This window comes from uncultured Thiodictyon sp., from assembly GCF_903946935.1.
Taxonomy (GTDB): domain Bacteria; phylum Pseudomonadota; class Gammaproteobacteria; order Chromatiales; family Chromatiaceae; genus Thiodictyon.
Genome location: NZ_CAJAXH010000189.1, coordinates 1 through 22788, shown reverse-complemented (window position 1 = coordinate 22788; position 22788 = coordinate 1). Strand labels below are relative to the sequence as shown.

Here is a 22788-nt window from a genome sequence, read left to right as displayed (position 1 = left end):
CCTCACGAAGGTTCACGCACGGGGCCTCGGACAGTAAGGGGACCGACGTGCTTTATACCCGGGCCACCTGGCGTTGTCCAGTGTTGCGGACAACCGCCGGTTGCAACAGAGAGTCCTGGCTAGAACGGTTCCGCCCTGGCGGCGACCCTCGGGCGCACCCGCCGGGCCGCAGCCGCTACGCGCGCGCCAACCGGCCGGCGAAGACCCGATAGGCCGGGTTGTCGGTCTCCTCCCAGTGAGGGTAGCCGAGTGCGTCCAAGGCCTGATGAAAGGTCACGCGCTCGGCGGCGGGCACCGCGGCCCCCATCAGCACCCGACCGTAGGCGGCCCCGTGGTTGCGGTAATGGAAGAGCGTGATGTTCCAGCGGTTGCCGAGTCCGGTGAGCAGTTCCAGCAAGGCCCCCGGGCGCTCCGGAAACTCGAACCGGAACAGGGTCTCGCCCGGGGTCTCGTCCGTCCCGCTATCGGTGATCCCCGGCGCATGACCGCCGACCATATAGCGGATGTGCAACTTGGCGGTCTCGTTGTCCGTCATGTCCAGCACGCCGAACCCCTGCTCGCGCAGTTGCGCGATCAAGGCCGCGCGCTCCGCGTCCCCGCGACCCAATTCCACCCCCACAAAGACCTGGGCGCGCTGGGGGTCGGCAAAGCGATAGTTGAACTCGGTGATCTGGCGCCCGCCGATCGTCCGGCAAAAGGCGAGAAAGCTCCCCGGCCGCTCCGGGATCTCCACCGCCAGCAGGGCCTCGCGCCGCTCACCCAACTCGGCCCGCTCGGCGACATGACGCAGTCGGTCGAAGTTCATGTTGGCCCCGCTCTCGATGGCCACCAGGTGTTCATCGCGACAGCCGGTGCGCTGCACATAGCGCTTCATGCCGGCCACGGCCAGGGCCCCGGCGGGCTCGGCAATCCCCCGGGTGTCGTCATAGATATCCTTGATGGCGGCGCAGATCTCATCCGCACTCACCAGCACCACCTCGTCCACCCGCGGCTGCGCGACCCGGAAGGTTTCCTCGCCGATGCAGCGCACCGCCACCCCGTCGGCGAATAGACCCACCTGGGGCAGCTCCACCCGACGGCCCGCCGCGAGCGCCGCGTGCAGGGTCGGCGCGTCCTCCGGCTCCACCCCGACGATCCGCACCGAAGGTGCCAGCCATTTCACATAGACTGCAATCCCGGCGATGAGCCCCCCGCCCCCCACCGGGACGAAGATGGCATGGGGTGGCTGCGGGTGCTGGCGCAGGATCTCCATGCCGATGGTACCCTGACCGGCGATCACCGCCGAGTCGTCGAAGGGGTGTACGAAGGTCAGGCCGCGCTCGGCCACCAGCTCCATCGCATGGGTATAGGCCTCGTCGTAAGAGTCGCCGTAGAGGACCGCCTCGCCGCCCAGGGCGCGCACGGCACGGACCTTGATCGCCGGGGTGGTGCGCGGCATGACGATGGTGGCGGCCATCCCCAGACGCGCCGCCCCCAGCGCGACCCCCTGCGCATGGTTGCCGGCACTGGCCGCGATCACCCCGCGGGCGCGCACCTCCGGGCTCAGGCTCACCAGCTTGTTGTAGGCGCCGCGCAGCTTGAAGGAGAAGACCGGTTGCAGGTCCTCGCGCTTGAGGAAGACCTGATTGCCCAGCCGGGCCGAGAGCTGGGTCGCGAGCGTCAGGGGCGACTCCTGCGCGACCTCATAGACCCGGGCCTTCAGGATGCGTTTGATATAGCTGTCGGGCATGCAAAATCTCAGTAGGATGAGGGGGTAGAGGGACAGCGGGGGCGAGGATGACCTCCAACCCGTCATCCCAAGCCCGGCAATTAATCACGCCAAGGCGCCAAGCTCGCCAATAAATACAATAGGATAGGCAAAATACCAATTCGTCCGCCGGGTTGATCGCGCAGGGCAGATAACGCGCTGAAAAACCTTGGCGAGCTTGGCGCCTTGGCGTGACAACTGCTTTTTCCAGGTTCACCCACACCGCTCAAGGGCGGCTATGATACGCCCTCTTTCAATAGACAGAATCAGCGAGAGCAATCCATGACCCAGGACGAACAAAAGAAACAGGCCGCCATCGCGGCCCTCGCCTATGTGGAAGGCGGCATCATCGGCGTGGGCACCGGCTCCACGGTCAACCACTTTATCGACGCACTGGCCACCATCAAGGGCCGAATCGAGGGCACGGTGTCCAGCTCCGAGGTGTCCAGCGCGCGGCTCAAGGCCCATGGCATCCCGGTCTATGACCTGAACGCGGTCGGCGATCTGGCACTCTACGTGGACGGGGCGGACGAGGCCAACCGGCAACTGCACCTGGTCAAGGGCGGCGGCGGGGCGCTGACCCGCGAGAAGATCGTCGCCGCGGCCAGCGCCCGTTTCGTCTGCATCGCCGACGAGAGCAAGCTGGTCGACGTGCTCGGACGCTTCCCACTGCCGGTGGAGGTGATCCCCATGGCCCGCAGCTTCGCGGCACGCCAACTGGTCCGGCTCGGCGGCACCCCGGTGTGGCGCGAGGGCTTCGTCACCGACAACGGCAACCTGATCCTGGACGTCGAGGGGCTTGAGATCATGGAGCCGGCCAAGCTGGAGCAGCAGATCAATAACATCCCCGGCGTGGTCACGGTCGGCATCTTTGCCCTGAGACCCGCCGATGTGCTGATCCTGGGCACCCCGAACGGCGCCCGGACGGTGGCCGCGGTATAAGCGCGCGCCCACGCGGGTGCCAGGCGATCCGATCCCCGATCCGATCCCCCATCTGATCAAGGTCAAGGCGCAGGCCCCGCGGGACACCGACCATCTCTCCCTTGCTGAAACCGCACCGTCACTGCCATGTCATCCGCCATCACCGATAGGTTCACCGCCGACCACCACCGCTGCGACCACCTGCTGGCCGAGTCCGAGCGCCGACTCGCCGCCGGCGACTGGCCCGCGGCCGGGGAGGCGACCGTGGGACTGGTCGCCGCCCTGGAGCGCCATTTCGCCGTGGAGGAGGCGACACTCTTCCCGGAGCTGGCACAGGTCTTTCGGGTGGCCGAGAACCCCATCGAGATCATGGTCGGCGAACACACCCAGATGCGGGCGCTGCTCCTGGACCTGGATGAGGCAGTCGCGGCCCGCGACCAGCCAGCCGCGCTCGGCATCCTGGAGACGCTGCACTTCCTGATCCAGCAGCACAACTGCAAGGAGGAGGGCATACTCCACCCCATGGCCGACGGTGCCCTGCCCGAGCGGGGCACGGCCATCGCCACGCGGCTCACCGAGGACTGACCATGCCCCCCCAAGTCTTGGATGTGCGCACCCTGCCCCCGCCCGAACCGCTGGAGCGCGCGCTGGACGCACTGACGAACCTGCCCAAGGGCGGGCGGATCTGGGTCCTGCACCGGCGCGAACCCTTCCCGCTCTATGACATGCTCCCGACCATGGGCTATTCGTGGCGCGCCCGGGGCCACGCGGGGCATTTCGAGATCCTGATCTGGGACAGCGCGGCACCGCCGACGCGCGCCGAGCTGTCCTGGAACCCGCCATGCTGAATACCCCGTGCTGAACACAGGGGGGCTGCGCCTCGACCAGGCCCCACCGGTAACCGCACCCTTCGCCTTCTTTCTGGCCGCCCCGCCCTTCGCGGTGGCCGCCGGGCTCTGGCTCGCCTGGGCCGGGGACGCCGCACTCGCCGCGCGCTGGACACCCCAGGCACTGGCACTGACCCACCTGATCGCACTGGGTTTTCTGAGCCAAATCCTCTGCGGCGCCTTGCTACAGAGGCCGCCGCTGCCACCGGCTACCTCGGCGTGCTGCTCAGTCAGTGCTATCTGCGCTATCGGGCGATGGCGCGGCGCTTCTGACGTTCTACTCCTTCTCAAACCCCTGACTCGTGAACTTCAACGTCCGGCAGTTCTCAGTCACCGTGCGTACCACATGGTCCGACGCGCCGGCCGGGATCGCTGCCTCCACCTCGATCGTTACAGTCACCGTGGTCCCGACCAGTCCCGCCAGGTGCGCGATGACCTCCTCGGCAATGCGGCCGGCGTCGCGGCCTACCCGGGTGGCGTCGAGCACCGCCGTGCCGTGGAAGCGTTTGGGTTTCGCCGCCGCGCCTTGGGGGTCGGGCGACGGGGTTCCGCCAGGTTCGGTAACACCCGTCGAGCCAGGGGGCGCTCCGCTACCGCCTTCCGTGGAAGTCCCAGGCAATGGACCAGGACCGGGAGTGATGACCGCCCGCTCGGTATCCATCTGCCGACTCGCAACGTCCGGCTTCACCACCAGGCCCGGCGCCTGGGCATCGAGGAGCGTTACCATCTGCCCTGCGCGCAAGCCCTGATAGCGGCCAGCGGCCTCATCGAAGGCATCGGCAAAACCGAAGCTGTCCTGCATCCAGGTCAGCAGGTTCATCCCGTCGCCGATGGCATGGAGCAGAACGCTCGGGTCCTTGAGCCGCGGCAGGTAGAGGTAGCGCGCGAAGTCCTCCACCAGTTGTTTGACCTCCACATGATCGCCGCGCCACAGCGGCACGCGGTCCAGTTCCATCTTGAGCCGCGTCGCGGCGAAGCTGGTCAGGTACAGCTCATCGGAGCGCAGTTTCTTGCTGGCGCGCATCGCCAACGCGTCGGTCCCGGTTAGGCGCAGGGCCTCCCAAGCGATGGGGACCTGCGGCGTCGCCTGTCCCGGCACCAGCAGCCACAGATAGGTCTCCGGCAGCCGTGCCGTCACGGTACCGTCGGCCGCGGTCCGCTGGGTCTCGGCCTGAGTGACCTGAAAGGGCGACAGGTTAAGGTCCTTCTGCTCGGTCAGGATCGATTCCCACGCCAGATACTTGCGGGCCGCCTCGTCCAAGTCCTGCAAACGGGTCTTGTCCGCCGCCAGGAACACCAGGGTGTTGCGGTAGAGACGCGGCGTGTTACCGCGCGACTCAAGAATCGCCTTGGCCGCCCGTTCGGCCGGGCTGTTGGCCTCTTTGCTGTACGGATGCCCGATGCCCAGCACCACCAGACGCGCATCCAGGTCGTCCGGCACATCGGCGCCACTGTGCGGCATCGGGTGGATGCGGGGGAAGTCGCCCGTGCGTTGCAGGTCCTTCTTCAGACGCTTCTCCAACTCGTGAGCGACCTTGTCCGGCTCACGCTTCAACTGCTCGGCGCGGTCCTCGGCCAGCTTGGTGACAGTCGGCTGGGTCGAATACCAGTAGTGCGGCCCGTCCTGATACAGATAGGTCGCCGCCGCCGCCATCCGGCGCAGGGCATCGCCGAACACGGCCGGGGACTCCCCGGGCATGACGCAGCCGAGCTTCACCCGTCGGTCCTCGATCCCCTTGTGCGCGGCGGCCGTGGTCGGTGCCGAGCCCAGGTAGATGGTGCGCGCCACCCGCCGACAGGCCGAGAGCTTGCCCAGGTTGGGCAGCTCGCTGTCCAGCTCCAGCGGCAAGGAGTTCGGCCCGTCCACGTCCTTCTCGATCACCGGCACCCAGTTGTCCGAGAGATAGCGCGTCAGCTCCGACTGCACGCGCGGATCGTCGATCGAGATATTGCCAGCCAGGATCAGCGGGTTGCGGTCGCCCTTCTCCCACAGGCTATGGATCACCGCCGCCATCAGTCGCAGCACGCCGCGGGTGCGTTGGAATTTCACCAGGGTCGACCAGTCGGTATAGAGCCGGTCGAAGATCTCCGGGTGGATCGGGTAGGCGGCCTTGATGCGGCCCTCGTAGTCCGACTCGCGGCACTCTGGCGGAAACTCCGCCTGCTGGGTCCGGTAGAACTCGGCGAAGGCCCGCGCCACCACATCGCGATCCTTGAACTGGGCCGGATCGGACAGCGGCTGAAACAGCCGCCGGCGCACGATCTCGAAGCCCTCCTCGGCACTGGCGGGTCGCCAGGAGGATTCCACCCGCCCCACCACGTTGCGCAACCGGTCCAGGGCCTCGCGCCCGCGGGTGCCCCCCACCTCCACGTCGTCAGAGTGCGAATGACCCGAGGTATCCGAGGCCGGCAGGCTGATGACCAGCAGACAGTGCTTCGCCAGTTTGGCCGATTCGGTCAGTACCTGGGCAAAGGTGAATTGGGTCTCGAAACCGCCGGCCGGCAGGCCTGTGCCGAGCGGGGTCGAAGCATCGCTCTGGTCGTGGAGTTGGCGCGCATAGGCCACCCACTCATCCACCAGGATCAGGCAGGGGCCGTACTGATTGAACAGCTCGCGCAGCACATCGCCGGGGCTGGTGGCGTTCTCATCGTCCGCCTGTACGCGGGCAAAGGCCGGCTTGCCGCCAAGCTGCCAGGCCAGTTCCCCCCAGAGGGTGCGGATCACGGTGCCGTCGGGCTTGACGCTCGGGTTCCCGGGCGAAATCTTGTTGCCCACCAGCACCACCCGGCGGGCGGTCGGCACCTGGCTGGCCCCGGCCGCGGCCATCACCGCGTCGATGCCGGGGAGTTCCGCAGGCGCGATGCCGGAGAACAGGTGGTAGAGCGCCAGCATCGAGTGCGTCTTGCCGCCACCGAAGTTGGTCTGCAACTGGACGACGGGATCACCGCCAGCCCCCGCAGCCGAAGGGGCGAGGCGCCGCAGGGCGCCCTCCAGCATCCCCTTGAGGCTCTCAGTGAGGTAGGTGCGGCGGAAGAACTCCACCGGGTCGCGGTACTCGGCCGTGCCCTCGCCCAGATGGACCTGCCACAGGTCGGCAGCAAACTCGGCCTGCTGGTACCGGCCGCTGGCTACGTCCTCGTGTGGCATCACCACCTCGCGCCAGGGCTTGAGGCTGCCCGTCACCCCGCTTTCGATGGCCTGGCTGACCGACTTGCGCTTCTCGCCGCGGGCCTGCTCGTCGAAGCGTACCCGCAACAGCTCCGTCTTCATCCGGTCCACCTCATCGGACTCGGGGGCCGAGACGGCGGACAACAGGCGCGCGGCGGAATCCAGGGCACGGTAGGCATCATCGCTGGAGAAGGGCTCCTGGTGCGCCCACCGGTTGCGCACGGCAATGATCTCGTTGACCAGGCTGCGCTCGGTCTTGCCGAATATCCGGCGAAAGACCTCGTTCCATTGGCGATCCATGATCACCAGCAGGGCGGCGACGTCATGCAGCGACTCCTCCTTGCCGGTGCCCAGGCGGGTATCGGACAGGACCTCCTTCGCCTCACCGGCCCAACCGTCCCCGTACTTCGCCTTCAATTCGCGCTCGACGAAGGGGCCGAGGCCGGCCTTCAGCAATTCCAGTGATTTTCCGACGCGTTCGTGATTGGTGATGGCCATGCTATTGGTCCCTGCCTTTCGCAATGAGGGTTCCGGAAGACCCCAACGGGGTCATACATACCAGCCCAGGGCAACGCCCTGGGTTGGCAATCCAATCAAGTCGAGCCCTGAAAGGGCGTGACATCATGCAGCGGCGGATCGCGCGCCTAACGATGTCACGCCCTTTCAGGGCTAGCGGATTAAACGACATGCCCCGGGGCGTTGCCCCGGGCTGGTATGTCTCGCCCCTTCGGGGCTAAAGCAACCTAGTCTGACTCCGACACGACGATTTCCACGGCACGGGTTAAGGCCAGGCATAGCATCCGGTTCTGGTCCAGATCTGCGCGCTGTTGCCCCTGGACAAAGGCCAGCGCCTCTTGCGCCGCCTCGATCATGTGGCCGATCCGCCAGCGATCATCCGGCGACATACTGCACCTGCGCCGTGCGCACCACCTCATCCCGGAAATAGTGGCTCAAGTCCTGCGGGGTGCGCAGATCGACCTTGCGCCCATCCAAAGCCTCAGATAACTCAATCTCGATCTGCGCCATGTCCAGTAAGGTCGTGCGTGCCTCCGGGAAGAACTCCACCAGCAGGTCGATATCGCTATCCGGCCGGGCCGTGTCTTTCAGGTGAGAACCAAAGAGCGCCAGGCGGCGAATACTGTGCCGCTCACAAAGATGGGTCAGGGTAGTCTCATCCAGTTTCGATAGCGGGTTCATGTGATCCTCCGGGCGGGACGGGCGGTTGGTAATATCCACTTATTCACTCCCAGCGTGCTCGACCGTCTGCAATTGCTGTAGCAGGGTGGGGACTGCGTCTTGCGCCGTTTTCCAAAGGATGTCCGCATCGACGTCGAAATAGGCATGAATAAGTCGGTGACGCATTCCGATGACTTCCTTCCATGGAATTTCTGATAGCGCTTCTTGCGTTTCCGTGGAGACATGGCTTGCGGCCTCGCCGATGATCTCAACGGCTCGCGTCAACGCGAGGCGCAGCATTTCGTCTTCATCGATGTCTTCCCGACGCCGGCCGGCGACGAAACGAGCAACGGACCCTGCCGCGCCGATCATGTGCCTGATACGCACCAAGTCATCCGCGTGCATATTGAACCTCCGCCGTTCGGACTACTTCGTCGCGGAAGTAACGCGACAAATCTCCCGCTGTTCGCAGGTCGACCTTCTTCCCCAACATTTCAGACAACTCGATCTCCATGCCAGCGATACCGAACAGCGAAGGGATATCCTGCGGGTCGAATTCCACCAGCAAATCGATATCGCTCTTCGGCGTCGCGGTACCTTTTAGCTGCGAGCCAAACAGCGACAAGCGGCGAATGTGATGCCGCCGGCAAAACTCCGTCAGGGCGTCTTGGTCAAGATTCAAAGCTGAGTGCATAGCGGCCTCTCTCGATGTGACGTCGCCGATGGTTATGCAAACAAATCGCCGGTGCCGGGTGTCATGGCGGGCGCCGACGCCTGGGCCAGCCGGGTGATCTCGGGCCAGCTCTGCACCAGACCGTTGTAGGCCATGGCCTCGTTTGCGCGCTTCTTGCGCTCGCACAGGGTGTAGAGGCGGTAGCACAGTTCGCGGGCGGTCTCGGCCTGGCTGCCGAGCTTGGCGACCAAGATGGCCGCGGCGCCTTCGCCGCCAGACTCAAGCACGCGGATCAGTTGGTGGACCATCTCCCAAACGGTCAGGCGCTTGTCGGTCGTCGGGTCCCAGTCGGCGGGCAGCTCGACGGGTTTCAGCAGGCGCACCTTGCCGGCCTTGGAGACCAGAATACCGGCCTCGACCAGCCCGGCCACGGCGGTGTTCTTGGACTTGGAGAGTTGTTCGGCGACCCCGTAATCGCCCTCCGCAAAACCGGTCTGCTCGAACCAGGTCAGCGCCCAACGGCTGTCGGCATCGAAATCGCCCTCCTGCTCGGCCAGGGCCTCGTCCAGGGTCTGGTTGATCAGCGCCAGCGCGGCACGGACCGGGATCGCATTGCCCTCGGCGTCGAGCACTTTGGCATAGCGGGTATAGACGGCCATGCCGGGGCCGATGGCCGCCTGGGCCAGGTCGACCGGCGCGATGTTGCCCTTCTGTAAGTGCGCCAGCGCGGCCGGCAATTCCGCCTTGAGTGCGGCGACAAACTCGCGGCGGGTGGCGGTGGGGGCATCGGCAGGGCGTTGGCGGCAGACGAGGACGATGCTGGAGGCCAGCGCATTGGTCCCGGAGCCGATCATCCGGTTGCCCAATTCAGTACGCATTGGCCAGGTGCCGGTGATGGCAAAGCCGGCCTCGATTACGGCGGCCAGGAATGTATCCCAGCCGGTGTTCGTGGTGCCGTCTTCGCCGTCGCTTTCGGCCTGCTTGAATGCGTAATAGATGGTGACCGGGAAGGCTGGATGGGCCTGTTCGGCTAGCCGGCGCATCGCCTGCGTCATACCGTCGAGAAAGAAAATTTCGGCCTTAACCTTGCTGCCGTGTCGGTAAGGAGTGGCAACCAGTTCTTCCGCCTTAGGGACAGCGAGCGTAGCGAAAAGATCGGGGAAGATAGGTTTCAGTGAGCGCCGCAGCCAGACATAGAAGAAGTCAGACAGGTCTGCGTAGCCGATATTGTCGTAATAGGGTGGGTCGGTGGAGACAACCTTGTCGGCGCAAATGCTCTGTGATGCCGCATCTGCAAGTGAAGCGACCCCGGTTCCGGAGAGGGGCAGCCGTTCCAGCACATCCGCGACTCTCCCTATGGCGCTCGCAACGCTCGCCGCGATTTCCGATAACGGATTGGCCTCGGCGTAGTCCCAGGTCATAGGAATAGCCTGGCGCGAAAAGACGTTGCGCACCGCCGGCTTGCGACCCTGTCCATCTCTCAAGTCCCACGAGCAAATGCTTGAGCAGCGATCAGCAAGGCGTGAAATGGTAAAGGCGAGTGTCGCCCCAACCGCTTCGCCATAGGCAGTTGCGCCAGTCCCACCAGCAGCAAGAGACGTGCCGTCTACCGGTAGACCAGCAGAAAGCGCATCACGCCCTGCCCTCTCGCAAACCGTCTGTACGACATCGGAGAAGGTGGTCAACGCCACGAGTTGGCGGGCGGTGAAAAGGTCACCCCAAGTGGTCAATCCATAGGGCGTGCAGTTACCGCCAGTCATACGGGTGGGAATATCGGCTGCGGGTTTCCACGTCGGCGACGCGGTGAGGGCGATGACTTCCATTTCAGGTGTCGGTGCGAGATAAGCCCGCCCGTGATCACCCTCGGCAACGATGGCCATCAGCCGCGCACCCATGCGTCCGGCCTTGCCTTCGATCTTGATGTAGTCGCCGGAAATCGGCGCCCCCGACATCAAACATGTAAAGTTCGCACGCGCCAGCTTAGTTCCGCTCTTAGCCGCCGCCATTCGCTCCGCGGTAGTAAGTCGGTCTTCAGGGAGACCGCTCGCGCTGAAGCTCGACTTAGAGCAGATCGTGAAACGATAGCCGCCATCGTCGATGATCGGTTCTACCCATGCCTCGTTATCTTTCTTGGTTGATAGCAAGAAGCTGGATGCGAGCGGAACGTCCACGTCAGCAAAGGCCGGATTCGGGCTCTTCACCGTGCGCGCCCAGAGCCAGGCGATTACGGTGAGGTTCTGCCCTATATACGGCTTGAGATCAGGACGCGCGGGCGGGACGCCCGCGCTCCCAACCATATCGGCAGTGACCTCGATCTTGGGATAAAGATGCCCAATTCGCCGCTCCGCCTCATCCCGCATCCACTGCCCATAATAACGCACGTCCTCGGCCAGCCCCTGCGCCCCCTTCCACTCCCGCTCAAACAACTTGCCCTGTTTCGGTCCAGATTTGCCGGCCCCCGGACCCTCCGGCCGCACCGGCGCCCGCCCGGCAAATCTGGAAGGGATCTCAATCATCGCCTTATTGATCAGCACCGCTACCGGGTTGAGATCGCTGGCATAGCTCTCGAGCCCCAACCGCTGCGCCTCCAGCGGCAATGACCCACCCCCTGCAAAGGGATCGTGAAAGGCCGGCAGCTTATAGCGGTCGAACAGTTCCTTGGCGCGCGGATGATCGGCATTCTCGGCGCAGGTATAGCGCCAGCTCTGCCAGATCTCGTCACGCGCCCGCTGCAACACCGTCTCGTTGGTGGTGTTCTCCCACAGCACCAGGTCCTCAATGATGCGGAACAGCCGCTGCCGCTCCTTCTCCTGCGCCTTCTCGGTCTTGAAGAGGTCCGGATGCGCCGACGGGTCATCGACCATCTGCGCAAAGATCACCGCCCGCGCCGCCGCCAGCGGCCGGCGCGCCCACCACAGGTGCAGCGTGGATGGATGCCCATGGCGGATGGACTTCTCCCGCGCGGATGCCTTGTTGATCGCCTCCAGCGGCAGCGCGACCTCGATCAGTTTTTTCTTGAAGGTCATTTGGTTCCGATGATCTGAGCGATCCGTGTTTCAAGTGACAGGATGTCATCCGGGCACTTCTGCCGGAGCCGTTGACCATACCGTTGCGCGGCCTCCAGACCCAGGGTCTTGCGGCCCTCGCCCGGCTCGGCGAGTAGCCCGCGTTGTTCGGCGATGGGTTGGAAGTATTTCTCCTTGGGATCGCGCTCCGCGCGGATGGCCTGCCAGGACCAGGCGGTCGGCAAGTCCAGCCCGGCGAGCACCCAGACCTCGATCTCCTGCCAGGCATGCTCGGCCAGCAGGACCTTGCCGGACGGCAGATGGTCCTTCATCGCCTTTTCGATGTTGTCGAGCCGCTTGCGTCTGTCGGTATTGCCGTCCCGATCGACGCACAGCAGGAAGAGGTCCACCATGCCGCGGTAGCGTTCGATGATCTTCCTGATCTGGTCGTGATTGAGTGCCTGATCGATGCCGCCCAGCAGAGGATCGGTCAGCACCTTGATCTTGCTCTTGGGCCGGTCGAGATAGGTTAGCATGGCCTCGATGATGGGCTTGAGCATGTACTGATCCTTGCGGAAGTCCTCGGGGATGATCAATACCTTCATGGTGCCGGCTCATCGTCGTCCGCGGAGAAATAGACGGCGTCTTCCAACCAGCCGGTGGAATGCAGCTTGGCCAGATCCTGTTTCGCGATGAGATCAGCCGCGCCGGGAATGTCCAATATCCGAACGATGCGCCCCTCATTGTTGCCGGGCAGGCGGTAAACGAGCGAGGCGTTTTCCAGGGATTTGCGATCCAGCAGGGCAAGCAACTCCGGCGAGTGGGTGGTGGCGACCATCTGCACCCAGCCCCGCTCGGCCTGGCGCTCGATCAGACCCAAGAGCAGGTGCAGCCGCGCCGGATGGATGCCATTGTCCAGCTCCTCGAAAAAATAAAAGCGGGAGGATTCCGGGCCGAGCAGGGCCGCAATCATGGCCAGGAAGCGCAAGGTGCCGTCTGAGGCGCTGTAGGCGGATATCGGCACCCCGCCTTTCTCGATCAGGCTGACCAAGATGCGGCCTTGCTGGTCGCCCGGAAACGCGAAGTCCGTTGCGTCCATGGGCGTCAGCTCGGCGATCCAGGATGCGAGGGCCACCTTCAACTCGGGCTTGGTACAGATGCTCTGCAAGACAGAGGATAGGTTCTCACCCTTGTCGCCCAGGACGGTCTGGCCCGGCAGCGAGGGGCGGCGCAGGGCGTCTGGATCAAGGTCGAGAAAGCGCATGGATGCTAGTTCGGCGAGCGCTGTTTTCGCGTGAACCTTGGCCTCTTTGACCCGCGCCTTATCGGCGACCTGGCCCAAGGCAGGGCGCACGCTCAGGCAATTGAGCTTTTCGCCATACGCGCCGCGGTGGCCGCCCTTCATCATTCGGACCGGCAGGTGGTCCGGGTCATGGGGTACTGACAACAATGGATCGCCCGACGGGTGAGAGTCAAACACCGTAGTGGGACCGAATTTCAGTCTCTCACGTGTCACTCTCGCGGGCTTCCCATTATCTCCAACGTTGACCTTGATCGAATACTTGTACTCGATCGCTGCCAAGTCGGTACCGCCCAGATCTTCTGCGACCTGGGCGCTGGGGCGCCGAGTGATAAAGCTGATATGCAGTGAGAAATCGGTTGTTCCGTCAAAGGCCGCTTCCCGGGTCCCGCCGCGAATGCCGCGCCACTGCAAGACCCCGCCCTCACCCCATTTCTCGCCGATAATCTCGGCCAAAGAGTAGCCGCGCGCAACGCCGTGCAGGAACCGAAAGGCATCGCGTACGTTGCTCTTGCCGGCCGCGTTGGTACCGACCAGCAAGGTCAAAGGCCCCAGTGCGACGGTGGCGTCGCGGAAATTCTTGAAGCCATTTAGGCGCAGCGTGGTCAGCATGTTGGAATCGATCCGGTCACCGTCGAAATGGGGTGCCCCCTCAGGGCATGCAGTAACTCAGCCCGGCACTTGCGCCCGCGCGAGCAGCTCGCCAAACCCATAGTTTACGCTGGTCACGCCAAAATCCGGCTCCCGCTGGAAGGGCTGGCGCAGGTAGTGGACCCGGTGCCGGTCGTCGTCCAGAAATTCCACGATGGCGAGGATGAAGTCATCCGGCTTGTTGAGCGAGTAGAGGATCTCGTTGCGCGTCACGGTGATGGTCGGGGCGCCGGAGACCCGGCCTTTCACCTCGATAAAGCGCAGCCGGCCGGTGCCCGGGACGCGGCTCTCGATGTCGTAGCCGAGTTTGTCGAACTCCCGGTCGGTGGGATCGAAGCCGAGGCGGCGCTCGATGTCCATGACGATGGCGCGGGCACGGGCGGCGCTCGCCTGGGTGTCTGGGAGCGCGGGCGTCCCGCCCGCAACCTGCCCGGTCATGGCCTTGATCAGCCCGATCGGCACCACCAGCAGACCACCGAGCACCACCGGCGGCAGGGGCGAGAGTTGGGCCTCAAGCCTCAGGTCTTCCAGCCGCTTTTGCAGCCGCCCTTGCAGCAGGTCGGCCCGTTTGCGCGCCTCGCCGGAGTTGAGCCGGGCGTTGGGCTTGCCGGCGGTCTCTTGGAGCTTCAACTCCTCGGCGCGGTGGTCCCAGTAGGTGATCTCCTTGGTGAGGCGATCCTTGACCGCCGCCTCGGTCTTGGCGATGAGGTCGAGCTTGCCGCCCCGCACCTCGGCCAGGTGTTCCGGCACGACCTGGGCGATGGCGTAGCCCTGGACTTGCTGCTCAATGGTTTGACGCGCGGGCGGGACGCCCGCGCTCCCGTGAATCCACTGGCACTCGGGCCGGTCGAGGATGGTGTCGCATCCCGGTTCGCCGGCCGCCAGAGGGCGGTAGTCGAGATAGGGCGCGTAATGGATGTGGCGGGTGGTGCCGTCGGCGTCCTGCTCCACATAGAGCATCCGCTTGGAAACGACCCGGCGCTCACCGGCGCGGGTGAGCCCGGCGTCCTGGATGGCGTGCTCCAGATAGAACAGCACCCGCGGTTGGGTACCGGGGTCGCGCTCGTCCACCAGCACCGTGCCGCGTTTCAGCAGGTCGCGGTTGCGCTCCAGGGTGAGGTCGATGACGGCATCGAGCAGCGGGTGGCCGGGGCAGACGAAGGCGGCCAGCGGCTGGCCCTGGGGCGCCACCAGGGTCTTGTCGAAGGCGATGCGCTCGTAGCGCGGCAGCACGGGCTCGCCGATGCCGATGAGGCGGTCGCGGTGGCGCACCGGGGCCGGGACATGGCTGATCTCGTAACGGCGGGTCTCGCGTTGCTTGGCGGTGCCGCCGAGCCGCTTGAAGGCCTCGTGGAAGAAGGACTCAATGTAGTGCGGTTGCAGGCGGCGGGCGTCGGCGCGCTCCATATCCTCGCGGATGCGCCGCACTCGGCTCGCGTCCATCGCATCGTGGGCAAGCACACGCTCTTCGATCAAGTCTTGCAGGTGGCCCCGGTCCAGGGTGGTGTCGAGCACCGTGGTGAGGAAGGCCATGACCTCGGGCTGTTCGCCGTGGCGGATGGCCTCGATCAGCAGTTCGCGCAGTGACTTGCCCTCGAACTGGAGCTTGCCGAGTACGTCGAACACCTGGCCGCCCAGGGCCTGGCGCGCCTGTTCAAGCTTTTCCAATAGCTTGCGGTAGACGTCGCCCTCGCGGGTCTGCTGCGCGACCAGGTTCCACAGGTGGCAGACCTCGGTCTGACCGATGCGGTGGATGCGCCCAAAGCGCTGCTCCAGCCGGTTGGGGTTCCAGGGCAGGTCGTAGTTGACCATCAGGTGGGCGCGCTGGAGGTTGATGCCCTCACCGGCGGCGTCGGTGGCCAGCAGGACCTGGACGTGCGGGTCGTGCTTGAAGGACTCCTGGACCTTGAGGCGCGCTTCGCGGCCGATGCCGCCATGGATGATGACCACGGTGTCGCTGCGGCCCAGGAACTTGGCGATGCGGTCTTCCAAGTAGTTCAGCGTGTCGCGGTGCTCGGTGAAGATGACCAGCTTCTGGTGCGGCGAGGGCTTGGGCGGCGGGATGGCGCCGGCGCCATAGGGGACCTTGGGCTCTTCGATGCGGTCTCCCAAGGCGGCCGGGGTGAAGACCTCACCGAGCAGGCTAGCCAGTTCACGCCACTTGGTGTCGGTGCCGCTGCGGCGCACTGCCAAGGCCTGGGCTTCGAGGTGCTGGAGGGTGTCGATCTCGCGGCAAAGTTCGGCGATGGAGCGCGCGGCGGTGGCCTGGTCGAGGATTTCTTCCTCGGCCGCTGTAACCTCGTTGTCGGGCGCTTCTTCCAGGTCCTCAATGTCGTCGGCGTCCAACCCAACAGCGGCGGGCGGGACGCCCGCGCTCCCCCCGCGCTGGAGCACTTGCAGTTCACGCAGCCGGCCATCGAGCCGTTCGCGGCGGCGGCGCAGGGACTGGTAGATGGCCTCGGGCGAGGAGGCGAGACGCCGTTGCAGGATGGTCAGGGCAAAGCCGACGGTGCCGGCGCGCTTGTCGTTCTCCAGGGCCTCGGCGCGGTTGAACTCCTCGCGCACATACTCGGTGACGGCCTGGTAGAGCGCGGCCTCGGCGTCTGAGAGCTTGTAGGGCACGGTGTAGGCGATGCGCTCGGGGAACAGCGGGGTGCCATCGAACGTGAGCAGGCTTTCCTTGACCATGCGGCGCATCAGGTCCGAGCAATCGGCGGTATGCACACCGTCGCGGAAGCGCCCCTCGAAGCGATCTCCATCAAGGAGCGCCATGAAGAGCTGGAAGTCCGCCTCTTTGCCGTTATGCGGCGTGGCCGACATCAGGAGGAAGTGCCGGGTCAGGGTCGAGAGTAACTGCCCGAGACGGTAGCGCTTGGTGTATTTGACCTCGCCGCCGAACACCGTGGCCGACATCTTGTGGGCCTCGTCGCAGACCACCAGGTCCCAGCGACAGTCGGGCGCCTGAAGCTTCTGCTGCACGTCCTCGTTGCGCGAGAGCTTGTCCAGGCGGGCGATGACCAGGTTGGTCTCCAGGAACCAGTTACCGGTGCGCGCCGCCTCCAGCTTGTCGTTGGTGAGGATCTCGAAGGGCAGGTGGAAGCGCCGATACAGCTCGTCCTGCCACTGTTCGGCCAGACTGCCGGGGCAGACGATCAGGCAGCGTTGCAGGTCGCCGCGGGCGACCAGTTCCTTGATGAGCAGGCCCGCCATGATGGTCTTGCCGGCGCCGGGGTCATCGGCCAGCAGGAAGCGCAGCGGTTGGCGCGGCAGCATGGCCTCGTAGACCGCGGTGATCTGGTGCGGCAGCGGATCGACCATTGAGGTATGCACCGCCAGCACCGGGTCGAACAGGTGGGCCAGGCGGATGCGGTGCGCCTCCGACACCAACCGGAACAGCGCGCCGTCGCCGTCGAAGCTCCAGGGGCGGCCTTGCTCAACCAACTCCAGACGCGGTTCGTCGTGGCGGTAGAGCAGTTCGTTGGCCACCTTGCCGGCCGGGGTCTTGTAGGTCAGCTCCAGCGCCTCGGAGCCGAACCACTGGACGCTGACGACCGTCACCAGGGCATCGGGGATGATGCCGCGGATGGCCTCGCCGGGCTTAAGTTGTTCGAGCTGCATCGTCGGGTGCTGCGTCTTTATCCTTAGCGTTTATATTAGTCTCGCACGATTCACATACACCTGCTCGGAGACGAGAACAGTGAGGATTTGTTGCGCACCACACAACGCGCTAATCTGACGCCGATGCACAGTCCCACGCCCCCCTGCGAGTCCAGTTCCATGCCGCCTGAGCCAAACATCCTGCTGGAGGTCCAGTCACTCGTGCGCAGTTTCCCCGGCGTGCGCGCGGTGGACGGCCTGAGTTTCCAAGTCCAGCGCGGCCAGTGTTTCGGCCTGCTGGGTCCCAATGGGGCCGGCAAGACCACCACGCTCCAGATATTGGAAGGGATCGACCAGCCGACCTCGGGCCAGGTGCTGTTCCGCGGCCGGCCACTGGACCCGAACTATCGCGAGGCGATCGGCGTCCAGTTCCAATCCACCGCGCTCCAGGATTTTCAGACCGTCGGGGAGTGCCTCAAGACCTTCGCCAGCCTCTACAGCCGCCACGCCGACCGCGGCACGCTGATCGAGATGTGTAATCTCGGCGAGATCCTGGACCGCGACACGCGCGTACTCTCCGGCGGCCAGCGCCAGCGGCTGCTGCTCGCGCTCGCACTGGTGAGCGACCCGGAACTGATCTTTCTCGACGAACCCACCACCGGCCTTGACCCCCAGGCACGACGCAATTTCTGGGACCTGATCGAGACCGTGCGCCGCCAGGGTAAGACGGTAGTGCTGACCACCCATTACATGGAGGAGGCCCAGCGCCTGTGCGACCAGGTGGCCATCGTCGACCGCGGGCGCATCGTCGCCCAGGGGGCACCGCTCGCCCTGATCGGGGAGCATTTCCCGGCGGCCATCATCCGGCTGCCGGTCGAGGCCTGGCCGGATAGCGCCCCCTTGCCGGCAACCGCCGCCACCCGCGGGGCCAAGATCGAGCTGCCGGTCGACGATGTCGCCGCCACCCTGTTGCACCTGGGCCGCATCGGCGCCGACCTGACCGGGCTGCGGGTGGACGTGCCCAACCTGGAAGACGTCTTTCTCAAACTGACCGGACACTCACTGCGGACCTGAGGCCAGGCGCGGCGCGGGGGGGCCGACGCAGGCGCCGCGCTCTGCGGTGCCACCTGAGGGCGGCGGGGTTTGGTCTCTGCGAATACCGGCCCCATCTGGGCTTTTGTTAACCGGCGAACCTTCATGGGGTACACTATGGCTTCTGATATCGGCGCAATGTTATCTTCGCTCAAGAACCGACCGCTTTCTTATAAGCTCAATCTGGCCGCAGGGAGCCTCGGCTTGATCGTCACGGTCGCCATCTTCATCGGCGCCGCTCGCAACCTGGAGCTATCCGGTGTCGCGCCAAGCAGTAGCCTACCGACGCCGGCCCAACTGCGTGCTGAAACGGCCAGCCTGCGCGCCGAGATGGAGAAGCTCGCCGCCGACCTCACGTCCATTCAAGCCGATCTGCGCAACGTCGCCGCGTTACCCAAGGAGACGAAGATTGGCATTGCGCAACAACAGACTCAAAAGGCGCTAAGAGAGCTCGCCGAACGCCAGGCAAGGCTCGAGCAGATCATTGTCGCCAACCCGGTGAAGGCGCTGGAGATGTCAGTGTTGCAGCGTGACCTGGAGAACGTGAAGGCCACCCAACAGTCAAGTCTCAGCGCGGTCAAGGTGACCGTGGACCGCGTCTCCGGTCTAACCAAATGGGCGCTGGCCGCCATGGCGCTCTGCATCGTCCTTCTCGCCTTCAGCAACACACTAAGGGGCAAAGATAATTAACAGAGCGTCGGGGCCGCACTGAGGTTAGTTGCGCGCTGGCCGCGAGCGCCAGGTCAAGAGCTAAACGCCGAGACCAACTGAGCCCAGAGACCGGGCGGCTGGGGGTTGGCAAGATCTGGGCTGGCGACCCGCGCGGCACCCGCGCGCTTGACCAGGATAGGATCCCCGAGCTGAATACGGTCGAAGAGCAGCCGCGCATCCTCGTACCTTAGGCGGATACAGCCGTGCGAGTCGGGATACCCGGGCACCCAGCCCTCATGGACGAAATAGGGGCCGCGGAATTGGAGTGAGTAAGGCATCGGCGTTGGCTGATTAAAATCATTGGTATACTTGCCTGAACGCTTATCGATCTGCTTAGTGAGGACGCGGTAGTCCCCGGTAGGCGTCGGATGCTGTGCGTTGCCGGAGGAGACCGGTCCACTCAGCACGGTCTGACCGTCCTCCACATACTCGAAGGTCTGGGTATCGATAAAGACGGTCAAGTCGCGGCTCTGCGCCGGGGGCAATTGGTAACGGTGATCGTTGGCCGGCTTCACCGGCGGGGTATTCTTGACCAGAGCAACGACGTTTTCGTCGACCACCGCGGAATCGGTTTGCGCTGGCGGCGTCGGCACCTCGCCGTCACGCGATACCAGGGCGCAACCGCCGTTCAACAAGGCGCCCAGCAAGGCGCACGCCAGGGCCGGCGGCAGAAAGGTCTGTCTTGGGTTATGCATTGTTCAATTTCACCTCTGGTGGCATACCGGGCCCGGTCTGGACAGGGGCAGGCCGGTCATCTGGAACTGAGTCGGCAATCGAACCATTCGTCGCAGCGCTAGCCGCGGTGCCGGCCGACCGTGCGGTCCATGAGATCACACCCCCGGCGGGCCGGCCGGTGCATCGGTGCGTGTCCAACCGCACCGACGCATGGGCCCACTCGGCCTACTATTGGCCGGTAGCCCCACACACGAGGGCCCCCTGCATCCTCACCTTGGACACACTTCGATGAAACTCACCACAATCTCTGTACTCGCGATGGCCCTCGCCGCCCTGCCCGGTTGCGGTACCACCACGGCCGAGCGCGTGGGCAGCGGGGCCGCCGTGGGCGCCGCCTCCGGGGCCCTCGTCGGCTCCATGAGCGCCAACGCCGGCAAGGGCGCGCTGATCGGTGCCGGCGCTGGCGCCCTCGGCGGTCTCCTCATCGACCAGGGGACGAACCAGACCAACCGGACCTACAATCGTAACCAGTAGGCCCGCGGTCGTCGCCAGGGCATGCGCGTCCGGCCCGACCGCCGGGGCGCCTGCTAATCTCACCTGAATTTCTGCCTGGCGGCAAGCGCGATCACCTGGATCGGTTGGGTGACAGAGGACTGGCAAGCTCGGGATTGGCGACCCGCGCCACCCCCTCCTGTTTGACCAAAATGCGATCCCCGAGCTGAATGCGATCGAAGAGCAAGCGGGCATCCTCGTAACGCAGGTAGATACAGCCGCGCGAGCTCGGATACCCAGGCACCCAGGCCTCATGGACAAAGTAGCCACGGTAAAACCGCAGCGAGTAGGGCATCGGCGTCGGCTGATTGAAATCATTCCTATATGTCCCTGAGCGCTTATCTATTTCCTTGCTCAGGACGCGATAGTCCCCAAGCGGCGTCGGGTCTTGCGCCGTCCCGGAGGAAACCGGACCACTCAATATGACCTGACCGTCCTCCACATACTCGAAGGTCTGGGTGCCGATAAAGACCGTCAACTCACGGTTAAGCGCCGGGGGTAGTTGGTAACGGCGATCATTGGCCGGCCGCACGGGGGGCGTATTCTTAACCAGCTGGGCCGCCTTGTCGTCGGCTGTTCCGGAGCCGGTTGATACCGGCGTGGCCTGAACATCGCCGACCTTGGTCTTATGGGCGCAACCGGCGCTAAACAAGGCGCCCATCAGGAGCCCAACCAGGGCGAGCAGCAAAAATTTCGGTTTCGGGTTATGCATGGCTTTTTCTCACTATTCTCCTGCTCACGCGCTGAAGCTGCAAAAGTATTCCCGTAGGATGGGTTGAGCGCAGCGAAACCCATCGTCAGCGCTTCGGTCAAACCTTGATTGCTGGGTTTCGCTGCGCTCTACCCAGCGGATGCATGGATTGGTGCGGCGGCGAAAACTCGTGACGGCGGCGATGGCTGCAAGCTGCCCGTCGATCATTGCTCACACGAGAAGTCCCGCCCGGTTTCCAGCGAACGCAGGCTGGCAACCTCTTGATCATCCGTCCGCCTAGAAGCGCTTGGGCCAATCGGCAAGAACATCGAGATACCCGGTTGGCTTGGGCGCTACCGCAAACTCGGCGGCGATCAGCCCTTTGGATGCCCCCGTCCACCGGTCGCCCGGGCGGCGACCGGCTCAGTTCGCGGATTCGGGACTGCGCTGCGGATCGATCAGTGCGGTCAGGCCGTCGGCATCAAGCAGGCCGTCGATCCAGGCATCCAACTGGGTGATCGGAGCGGTCGCGATGCGCCCTTATGCCCCTATGCTATTAGGTCGGCGCCCACAGGTCATCGAGACTGATCGTCACCGCCGCGAAGGGTGCAACCAGCACCTGCGCACCGCCGGCAAAGCGCCCGATCTCCACCCAGGCGCCTGCCTCCAGGGCATAGGCTTCAAGCGTGTGGGCGATCGGGTCAATCAACCAGGCGTGGCCGACCCCGTAATGCGCATAGATCGGCATCTTGACCTTGCGGTCTTTACTCTCGGTCGAGGGTGAGAGAATCTCACACACCCAATCCGGGACCACCAGTGCCCGGTGTTCTGCCTTCGGCAACTGCGGCAGGCGTTCGCGTCGCCAGCCAGCGAAGTCCGGGACATCCACTTCGGTGTCACGGATGAAATGAAGTTCAGGTTCGACCACGATCAACCATCCGCCGGGGCCGCCGCGGCCCCGCTGAAACGGGTTCACCAGTTCGCCGGCAAGCGACGTCTCGGTAAAACCATGCTCCAGGCTGGGGCGCGGCTGGGTGTAGAGCTGACCGTTCAGGATTTCCCCGGTCAGCCGTTCGGGCAGGGCCTCAAGCTGCTCATACAAGGTCGGCCGCGGTTGTGGACGCGCGCTCATGGTGGGCTCCTCATGTGGTTACGCCGCAACGCTAGCCCCGGTCTGCGGCACTGTCAACCGACCGCTTACTCTCGTTCCCACGCTCCGCGTGGGAATGCGGCCCCGGCCGCTCCAGCGGCCTAAATCTGGTATAGGACCCTCGTCTCTTATACCCGCCCCGTTAGTCCACAGTAAATCAGTTTTCGACTTGGAGATCGAGATACCCATCGAAATCATCAGTGTTGCGTGTAACCAGAATCAGACCATTGAAAACCGCGATGGCCGCAATCTGCCCAGCGACTATTGGCCCCACGAGAAGTCCCGCCCGGTCTCCCGGGAACGAAGACTCGCAACCTCTTGATCGGTCAGCGACTCACACCCCTCCGCCTGCAAGCGTTTGCGCCAATCGGCAAGAAAATCGAGATACCCGCTTGGCTTGGGAGGTATCGCGTTAAGCCGATTGAATTCCCGCTCTGACAGGATCACCGCCACCCGCTTACCGCGGCGGGTGATATGCACCGGCTCACCCGCCTCGGCCCGCTGTACCAAGCTCGGCAGCCACGCCTTGGCATTGACGATCGATGTATCGGACATTTGCTAGCTACCTTGGTCTGTTGTTATCTGCTCGGTCGTGCTGCGCCCGCGTGGGTCAGGGTCAGGCGCCCGAGTTCACTCAGTTCACTAACTATGTATAGCAGAATAATATGGCATCTGGACAAATTGAATTATAATAAATTTTTTTTATTTTTTTTCCGTTGACTGTCTATAATTTATGCAAGAGTTAAGCAAATTATCCGAGGTGGATCATGAAGCCGAGTTGGATGTCGGAT

The 22788-nt window shown here is 64.5% G+C and carries 20 protein-coding genes; 6 read left to right on the top strand and 14 right to left on the bottom strand.

Features of this window, described 5'->3' with window-relative positions; all coding sequences use genetic code 11:
* Window positions 1–175: 175 nt before the first annotated feature.
* The gene (ilvA, locus tag QZX93_RS16110; protein ID WP_295388243.1) at window positions 176–1729 is read right to left on the bottom strand and encodes a threonine ammonia-lyase, biosynthetic; all 1554 of its coding nucleotides are present in this window, start codon (window positions 1727–1729) and stop codon (window positions 176–178) included.
* 300 nt (window positions 1730–2029) lie between these two features.
* On the opposite strand from ilvA, the gene rpiA reads away from it, so the two are divergent.
* From rpiA to QZX93_RS16095, 3 genes are all read left to right on the top strand, one after another.
* Window positions 2030–2689, top strand: coding sequence for a ribose-5-phosphate isomerase RpiA (gene rpiA / locus QZX93_RS16105; protein WP_295388241.1), 660 nt, complete (start codon window positions 2030–2032; stop codon window positions 2687–2689).
* Window positions 2690–2815: 126 nt separating this feature from the next.
* Window positions 2816–3253: a hemerythrin domain-containing protein gene (locus QZX93_RS16100; protein WP_295388239.1), complete on the top strand. Its 438-nt coding sequence runs from the start codon at window positions 2816–2818 to the stop codon at window positions 3251–3253.
* A 2-nt stretch (window positions 3254–3255) separates the two neighbouring features.
* Complete coding sequence (locus QZX93_RS16095; protein ID WP_295388237.1) at window positions 3256–3516, top strand: DUF2249 domain-containing protein; 261 nt, start codon at window positions 3256–3258, stop codon at window positions 3514–3516.
* A 316-nt stretch (window positions 3517–3832) separates the two neighbouring features.
* Here the strand turns inward: QZX93_RS16095 and QZX93_RS16090 are convergent, their stop codons facing one another.
* The 9 genes from QZX93_RS16090 to QZX93_RS16050 all read right to left on the bottom strand — a co-directional run bounded on the left by QZX93_RS16090 (window position 3833) and on the right by QZX93_RS16050 (window position 17147).
* A complete protein-coding gene (locus tag QZX93_RS16090; RefSeq protein ID WP_295388235.1) occupies window positions 3833–7222 on the bottom strand; it encodes a Swt1 family HEPN domain-containing protein in 3390 nt (1129 codons plus the stop codon).
* A gap of 245 nt (window positions 7223–7467) precedes the next feature.
* Entirely contained in the window at window positions 7468–7629 is a 162-nt protein-coding gene (locus QZX93_RS16085) for a hypothetical protein (protein ID WP_295388233.1), read from the bottom strand.
* Window positions 7616–7921, bottom strand: coding sequence for a nucleotidyltransferase family protein (locus QZX93_RS16080; protein WP_295388231.1), 306 nt, complete (start codon window positions 7919–7921; stop codon window positions 7616–7618). Before QZX93_RS16080 ends, QZX93_RS16085 begins: the two co-directional genes overlap by 14 nt.
* Window positions 7922–7960: 39 nt before the next feature.
* Window positions 7961–8305, bottom strand: coding sequence for a HepT-like ribonuclease domain-containing protein (locus tag QZX93_RS16075; protein ID WP_295388229.1), 345 nt, complete (start codon window positions 8303–8305; stop codon window positions 7961–7963).
* Window positions 8292–8594, bottom strand: coding sequence for a nucleotidyltransferase family protein (locus tag QZX93_RS16070; protein WP_295388228.1), 303 nt, complete (start codon window positions 8592–8594; stop codon window positions 8292–8294). The genes QZX93_RS16075 and QZX93_RS16070 overlap by 14 nt, the downstream gene beginning before the upstream one ends.
* 32 nt (window positions 8595–8626) lie before the next feature.
* Entirely contained in the window at window positions 8627–11599 is a 2973-nt protein-coding gene (locus QZX93_RS16065) for a DUF1156 domain-containing protein (RefSeq protein ID WP_295388226.1), read from the bottom strand.
* Window positions 11596–12183: a hypothetical protein gene (locus QZX93_RS16060; protein ID WP_295388224.1), complete on the bottom strand. Its 588-nt coding sequence runs from the start codon at window positions 12181–12183 to the stop codon at window positions 11596–11598. Before QZX93_RS16060 ends, QZX93_RS16065 begins: the two co-directional genes overlap by 4 nt.
* A complete protein-coding gene (locus QZX93_RS16055; RefSeq protein WP_295388222.1) occupies window positions 12180–13490 on the bottom strand; it encodes an AAA family ATPase in 1311 nt (436 codons plus the stop codon). The genes QZX93_RS16060 and QZX93_RS16055 overlap by 4 nt, the downstream gene beginning before the upstream one ends.
* A 57-nt stretch (window positions 13491–13547) precedes the next feature.
* On the bottom strand, window positions 13548–17147 hold the full coding sequence (locus QZX93_RS16050) for a helicase-related protein (protein WP_295388220.1): 3600 nt from the start codon (window positions 17145–17147) through the stop codon (window positions 13548–13550).
* A 159-nt stretch (window positions 17148–17306) separates the two neighbouring features.
* Here QZX93_RS16050 and QZX93_RS16045 point away from each other — a divergent pair, with 159 nt between their 5' ends.
* Both QZX93_RS16045 and QZX93_RS16040 read left to right on the top strand, forming a co-directional pair.
* Window positions 17307–18200: an ABC transporter ATP-binding protein gene (locus QZX93_RS16045; protein ID WP_295388217.1), complete on the top strand. Its 894-nt coding sequence runs from the start codon at window positions 17307–17309 to the stop codon at window positions 18198–18200.
* A gap of 135 nt (window positions 18201–18335) precedes the next feature.
* On the top strand, window positions 18336–18908 hold the full coding sequence (locus QZX93_RS16040) for a hypothetical protein (protein ID WP_295388215.1): 573 nt from the start codon (window positions 18336–18338) through the stop codon (window positions 18906–18908).
* A 53-nt stretch (window positions 18909–18961) separates the two neighbouring features.
* Here the strand turns inward: QZX93_RS16040 and QZX93_RS16035 are convergent, their stop codons facing one another.
* Entirely contained in the window at window positions 18962–19624 is a 663-nt protein-coding gene (locus QZX93_RS16035; protein ID WP_295388214.1) for a L,D-transpeptidase, read from the bottom strand.
* A 268-nt stretch (window positions 19625–19892) separates the two neighbouring features.
* Here QZX93_RS16035 and QZX93_RS16030 point away from each other — a divergent pair, with 268 nt between their 5' ends.
* Window positions 19893–20138: a YMGG-like glycine zipper-containing protein gene (locus QZX93_RS16030; RefSeq protein WP_295388212.1), complete on the top strand. Its 246-nt coding sequence runs from the start codon at window positions 19893–19895 to the stop codon at window positions 20136–20138.
* A 91-nt stretch (window positions 20139–20229) separates the two neighbouring features.
* On the opposite strand, the gene QZX93_RS16025 is transcribed toward QZX93_RS16030, so the two are convergent.
* From QZX93_RS16025 to QZX93_RS16015, 3 genes are all read right to left on the bottom strand, one after another.
* Window positions 20230–20868, bottom strand: a complete 639-nt coding sequence (locus QZX93_RS16025) for a L,D-transpeptidase (protein ID WP_295388210.1) — start codon at window positions 20866–20868, stop codon at window positions 20230–20232.
* 535 nt (window positions 20869–21403) lie between these two features.
* Window positions 21404–21979, bottom strand: a complete 576-nt coding sequence (locus tag QZX93_RS16020; RefSeq protein WP_295388208.1) for a Uma2 family endonuclease — start codon at window positions 21977–21979, stop codon at window positions 21404–21406.
* A gap of 279 nt (window positions 21980–22258) precedes the next feature.
* Window positions 22259–22552: a type II toxin-antitoxin system Phd/YefM family antitoxin gene (locus QZX93_RS16015; protein WP_295388206.1), complete on the bottom strand. Its 294-nt coding sequence runs from the start codon at window positions 22550–22552 to the stop codon at window positions 22259–22261.
* Window positions 22553–22788 lie beyond the last annotated feature (236 nt).